Origin of the sequence: Streptomyces fuscigenes (assembly GCF_021556455.1) — a bacterium.
GTDB classification, from domain to species: Bacteria; Actinomycetota; Actinomycetes; order Streptomycetales; family Streptomycetaceae; genus Streptomyces; species Streptomyces fuscigenes.
The window spans coordinates 1-5436 of sequence record NZ_JAKGCV010000376.1 but is presented as its reverse complement, the minus strand read 5'-3'; the positions used below and the strand labels follow the sequence as shown (position 1 = coordinate 5436).

The window sequence follows — 5436 nt, the reverse complement described above, 5'->3', positions numbered from 1 at the left end:
GCCCCCGCGGCAAGGCCTTTCCGCGCGCTCGGACGGCCGGCGGACGCCGCGCCCTGCCCGTCCGCCACCGTCCCGCGCCCCGCCGCGCGCCGCCCCGCCCCAACTCCCCCACGGGGGCGGTTGTGTCACGTCCCTTGACACCCCCCGGAGCCGCGCGCCACCATCCGGGCATTCCCGTGAACGTTCACGTGAGCGCTCATGCGGCTTCCGGAAGGTTCTCGATGACGCTGACTCGACGAAAGCTTCTGACCGGCGCGGCGGCACTGGGCGCCCTCGCCCCGCTCGCCACCGCGTGCTCAAGTCCCGTCACGGCCAACCCCGGCCGGCTGACGCTCTGGTACACCTCCAACGGCCTGTCGCCGACCAACCTCGACCGGGCCACCGCGCACTTCGCCGCCGACCGGCTCGTCGCCTCGCAGGTCAGCGGCGACCTCAAGCAGCGGCTGCTGGCGGCGCTCGCCGGGCGGGCCTACCTGCCGGACATCACGATGATGGGCGACAACATCTCGGCGTACTACACGTCGGACCGCGACAGCTTCGTCGACCTCAACACCCTCGGCGCGCGGGAGCTGGCGAAGGACTACCTGCCGTGGAAGTGGCAGTCGGGCGCGACCCCGGACGGCGGCTTCCAGATGGGCGTGCCGATCGACGTGGGCCCGGCGGCCCTCTTCTACCGGCACGACCTGTTCGGGCGGGCGGGGCTGCCGAGCGAGCCGGACGACGTCGCCGAGGCCGCCTCGACGTGGGAGAAGTACTTCGCCCTCGGCGAGCGCCTCCAGCGCGCGCTGCCGGGGCGGTTCCTGATCGCCGACACCAAGACCGTCTTCACCTACTCGCTCGCGCAGGAGTCGAGGAAGTACTTCGACCGCGGCAACCACTACCTGGACGACCAGTCGGGGGCGCGCAGGGCCTGGGACCGCGCCCTGGAGGCGTTCCGGCGGAAGCTGACCGCCGGTTACGCGAGCGCGCAGAGCGCCAGCGGCCAGTCGGTGGACGAGCACGCGGCCTGGAACAACGGCAAGGAGCTCAGCCGGGTCTGCGCGTCCTGGGGCACCGGCGAGATGAAGCAGGCCGCGCCCGGCACCAAGGGGAAGTGGCGGGTGTGCCGGCCGCCCGGCGGAGCCGGCAACCAGGGCGGCTCGTACCTCGCGGTGACGAAGTACTGCCCGCGCCCGCAGGCCGCGTTCGAGGTGATCCGCTGGCTGCAGTCCCCGGCGAACCAGCCGCAGAACTACCTCGACGTGGGCCTCTTCCCGTCCGCCCCGGCCGCGTTCGACGACCCGAGGCTGCTGAAGCCCGACCCGTTCTTCGGCGGCCAGGTGACGATGAACGTGTTCGCGGCCATCGCACGCGAGGTGAAGTACGCGTACTTCAGCCCCTGGGACATCACGATCAGCGACACGTACACGGACGAGCTGACCAACGTGGAGCTCGGCGGCAAGGACCCGGACCAGGCGTGGCACGACGCGCGCACCACGATCGAGCGCCTGCTGCGCAGGCAGGGGGTTCTGTCATGACCGCGATACCCGAGGTCGGCGCCCCGTCGGCGGTCCCGGCTCCGGCGGCCGCGCGCCGCTCCGCCCCGCCGCCGCGCCGCCGGTGGCGGTACCTGCCGATGTACCTGGCCATCGCGCCGTTCTTCGTGCTGTTCGCGGTCTTCGGCCTCTACCCGGTGCTGTATTCGCTGTTCCTCTCGTTCCAGCGGTGGGACGGGGTCGGCCCGATGAAGTACATCGGGCTGGAGAACTTCCGCTTCCTCGTCACCGACGGCACGTTCTGGGAGTCGATCGGCAACACCCTGATCATCTGGGTGATGTCGAGCGTCCCGATGATCCTGCTCGCCCTGCTGATCGCGGTCGGGCTCAACTCGTCGATCCGCTTCCGGGGCGTCCTGCGGGTCGCGTACTTCCTGCCGAACGTGACGTCGATCGTGGCGATGTCGCTGGTCTTCGGGTCCATCTTCAGCGGCGAGTTCGGGGTGCTGAACTGGTTCCTCGGCCTGTTCGGCATCGGGCACGTGCAGTGGCTCGCCGACCCGTGGGCGATCCGCGGCGCCATCGCCATGATGATCATCTGGCGGTGGACCGGCTACAACGCCATCATCTTCCTGGCCGGCCTGCAGGCGCTGCCGAAGGACGTGCTGGAGGCGGCGCGGGTGGACGGCGCGAGCGCCGCGCAGACGTTCTTCCGGGTGACGGTTCCGCTGCTGCGGCCCGTACTGCTGTTCTCGGTGGTGATGTCCGCGATCGGCGGCATGCAGATCTTCACCGAGTCGCAGGTGCTGCTCGGCAACCGCGGCGGCACGGACGGCGCCGGGCTGACGATGGTCCTCTACTTCTACAACACCGCGTTCGCGGGCAACGACTTCGGTTACGGCGCCGCCATCGCCTGGGGCATCTTCATCGTCGTCGTCCTCTTCTCCATCCTCAACTGGCGCCTGGTGATGCGCCCGGAGCGCGGGCAGGTCGCCACCGCACCGGCCGCCGCCGGGACCGCGCCGGCCGGTGCCACCACCACGACGGGAGCGGGCCGATGAGCGGCGTGCGCGGGCGGATCCTCACGTACGGGGCGCTGATCCTCGGCGCACTGATCACGGTCTTCCCCTACTACTGGCTGACCGTCATGGCGTCGAACACGACCTCCGCGATCTACGCGAGCCCGCCCCGGCTCTTCTTCGGCGACCAGCTGTTCCACAACATCGGCCAGGTGTTCTCGAAGATCGACTTCTTCGGCTCGCTGATGAACACCCTGATCGTCGCCGTCGCCTCGACGGTCCTGGTCCTCTTCTTCGACTCGCTGGCGGCCTTCACCTTCGCCAAGTACGACTTCCCCGGCAGCAGGGTCCTGTTCGGCATCCTGCTGGCGACGTTCGTCGTGCCGACGCAGCTCGCGGCGATCCCGCAGTTCGTCGTCATGGCCCACCTGGGCTGGGTCGGCGACCTGAAGGCGCTGATCGTCCCGGCGGCCGCCAACGCGTTCGGCATCTTCTGGATGCGGCAGTACGCGCGCGGCGCCGTGCCCGACGAGCTGATCGAGGCGGCCCGGGTCGACGGCTGCGGCTTCTTCCGCACCTACCTCACCGTCGGACTGCCCGTGCTGCGCCCGGCGCTCGCCTTCCTCGGCATCTTCACCTTCGTCAACGCCTGGAACGACTTCCTGTGGCCGCTCGTGGTGATGATCGACTCGAACCACGTGACGCTCCAGGTGGCGCTCTCCCAGCTCAACGGGGCCTACGTGACGGACTACAGCGTCGTCATGGCGGGGACGCTGGTCGCGATCGTGCCGCTGATCGTCGTCTTCCTCTTCGGCGCGCGCCACTTCATCGGCAACATCGCCGCGGGCGCGGTGAAGGGCTGAGGCCCGGCCCGCCGCCGCCCGCCACGCACTGAAAGGAACCCATGCACCACTCCGTGCCGTCCCACGCCCCCTACCTGGAAGACCCCTCCCCCGGGCGCGGGGTGCTGCCGCCACGCGCCTCGTTCGCGTCCGACGCGGCGTCGCTGGACCTCGGCGGGACCTGGCGCTTCCTCCTGTCGCCGTCGCCCGGCACCGCGCCGGACGGGGTGGAGCGCGACGGTTTCGACGCGGCGGACGGCGCGGGCTGGTGCGACCTGCCCGTGCCCGGCCACTGGCAGCTGCACGGCCACGGACGGCCCGCTTACACCAACATCGACTACCCCTTCCCCGTCGACCCGCCGCGGGTGCCGTCCGACAATCCGACGGGCGACTACCGGCTGGAGTTCGACCTGCCGGGCGACTGGCCGGCCGGTTCCGCCGTGCTGCGTTTCGACGGGGTCGACTCCTGCGCGCTGGTACGGCTGAACGGCACGGAGCTGGGCGTGACGCAGGGCAGCAGGCTGCCGGCGGAGTTCGAGGCGGGGGCGCTGCTGCGGCCGCGCGGGAACGTGCTGGCGGTACGGGTGCACCAGTGGTCGGCCGGCTCGTACCTGGAGGACCAGGACATGTGGTGGCTGTCCGGGATCTTCCGGCCGGTCACCCTGATCGCCCGGCCCGCCGGCGGGATCAGGGACGTGGAGGTGCGCGCCGACTACGACCACACGACCGGCCGCGGGGCCCTGACCGTGACGGCGCAGGGCCGAGGCGTCCTGGTCGACGTGCCCGAGCTGGGCATCGGCGGCCTGCCGGCCGGGCGGCGCGTCGAGATCGCGGACGTCGCGCCGTGGAGCGCCGAGAGTCCCCGCCTCTACGAGGGCGAGGCGTACACGGCGGACGAGCGGGTGCCGCTGCGCGTCGGCTTCCGCACGGTGGCGATCGAGGACGGGGTGCTGAGGGTCAACGGCCGCCGCATCGTCCTGCGCGGGGTCAACCGGCACGAGTTCGACCCGCGCCACGGCCGGGCGGTGCCGCGCGAGAGCCTGCTCTCGGACGTCGAGCTGATGAAGCGGCACAACGTCAACGCCGTGCGCACCAGCCACTACCCGCCCGACCCGGAGTTCCTGGACCTGTGCGACCGGTACGGGCTGTGGGTGATCGACGAGTGCGACCTGGAGACGCACGGCTTCGAGCGGCTCGGCTGGTCCGGCAACCCGAGCGGCGACGAGCGCTGGGCGGAGGCGTACCTCGACCGGATGCGGCGCACGGTGGAGCGCGACAAGAACCACCCCTCGGTGATCCTGTGGTCGCTCGGCAACGAGTCCCACACGGGCGCCAACCTCGCCCGCATGTCCGCCTGGACGCACGAGCGGGACCCCTCGCGTCCCGTGCACTACGAGGGCGACTACGCGTGCGAGTACGTCGACGTGTACAGCCGGATGTACGCGTCGCACGAGGAGGTCGACCGCATCGGCCGGGGCTCCGCCGCCGAACTGGACAACCCGCGCCACCGCGAGCTGCCGTTCGTCCTGTGCGAGTTCGGGCACGCCATGGGCAACGGGCCCGGCGGCCTGCTGGAGTACCGGGAGCTGTTCGAGCGCCATCCGCGCTGCCAGGGCGGCTTCCTGTGGGAGTGGATCGACCACGGCATCGCCCGCCGGGACGCGGCCGGCACGCCGTACTTCGCCTACGGCGGCGACTTCGGCGAGGACATCCACGACGGCAACTTCGTCATCGACGGAGCGGTCTTCCCCGACCGGACGCCCTCCCCCGCGCTCACCGAGTTCGCCAAGGTCTTCGAACCGGTCCGGATCGCGGGAGCGGCCGGCGGCGGGGCGCTGAGCGTCACGAACCTCCACGACACCGTCGGCCTCGACGGCCTGGCCTTCTCCTGGGTCCTGGAGGAGGAGGGGGTTCCGGTCGCCTCGGGGCCGCTGGCGGTCCCACCGGCCGCGCCCGGCAGGGCGGTCGAGGTGCCGCTGCCCGGGCTGCCCGCCACCACGCGGGAGAGCTGGCTGACGGTGCGCGCCGTGACGGCCGGCGACGCGCCCTGGGCGCCGGCGGGCCACGAGGTCGCCTGGGGCCAGGTCCGATGGAGCGAGC

Annotated in this window: 4 protein-coding genes; all 4 read left to right on the top strand. The window is 71.6% G+C overall.

What is annotated here, in order from left to right:
* The first annotated feature begins 221 nt into the window (after positions 1-221).
* Positions 222-1517 (top strand): extracellular solute-binding protein, encoded by a 1296-nt coding sequence (locus L1885_RS22750; RefSeq protein WP_235799035.1) that lies wholly within the window; start codon positions 222-224, stop codon positions 1515-1517.
* Complete coding sequence (locus L1885_RS22745; RefSeq protein WP_235799034.1) at positions 1514-2536, top strand: carbohydrate ABC transporter permease; 1023 nt, start codon at positions 1514-1516, stop codon at positions 2534-2536. Before L1885_RS22750 ends, L1885_RS22745 begins: the two co-directional genes overlap by 4 nt.
* Entirely contained in the window at positions 2533-3357 is an 825-nt protein-coding gene (locus tag L1885_RS22740) for a carbohydrate ABC transporter permease (protein ID WP_235799033.1), read from the top strand. Before L1885_RS22745 ends, L1885_RS22740 begins: the two co-directional genes overlap by 4 nt.
* Before the next feature lie 41 nt (positions 3358-3398).
* A partial coding sequence (locus L1885_RS22735) for a glycoside hydrolase family 2 TIM barrel-domain containing protein (RefSeq protein ID WP_235799032.1) occupies positions 3399-5436 on the top strand: 2038 nt, incomplete at its 3' end.